Annotated in this window: 1 protein-coding gene; it reads right to left on the bottom strand. The window is 37.1% G+C overall.

Annotated elements, in window-relative coordinates; translation table 11 throughout:
• Positions 1-43: 43 nt before the first annotated feature.
• The gene (locus B3Y13_RS02065; protein ID WP_296692413.1) at positions 44-382 is read right to left on the bottom strand and encodes a helix-turn-helix domain-containing protein; all 339 of its coding nucleotides are present in this window, start codon (positions 380-382) and stop codon (positions 44-46) included.
• Positions 383-512: the final 130 nt, after the last annotated feature.

Below are 512 nucleotides of genomic sequence, written 5' to 3'. Positions count from 1 at the left end.
AATTTGATTTTCACTTTCAATCCAGTCAGCGTATATGTTTATTTTATTTTCTTCTTTCACTGTTTTTTCCCTTTGTTTTTGGAGCGCGTTTTTTAGGAAGCAGTTCTAAATCCTGAAAAGTTTTGCCCAGCACGTCATCTTTTGCAAGAAGGGTTATATCATCCTTTAAGCCTAGTGCGCATAAAACAGACACGTAAGCTCCGAACGAAACAGAAGGCTCTCCGTTTTCGATTGCCCATAACGTGGCTCGGCTTATGCCCGCTCTTTCCGAGACAAGCTGAACGGAAAGTTTCCGGCGCAGGCGTGCAAGCTTTATCTGTTCGCCGATGGTCCTTAGCTTTTTTAATATAAGTGGAGACAACGTTACTGTTCTTTTTGCCATAATGTTTAATATTATAGACAGTATTTGATAATTGTCAAATATATTAAACATTATACCATTATTGTTATAAAGCAAATGTTTTTGATTGAGCGTTGATTTTTTATATTACAAGGGGATGTCTAATAAGTTC

This window comes from Treponema sp. UBA7567 (genome assembly GCF_002476655.1).
In the GTDB taxonomy this organism is placed as follows: domain Bacteria; phylum Spirochaetota; class Spirochaetia; order Treponematales; family Treponemataceae; genus Treponema_D.
The sequence above is the reverse complement of the archived record's forward strand: the minus strand, read 5'-3'. Positions and strand labels throughout refer to the sequence as shown.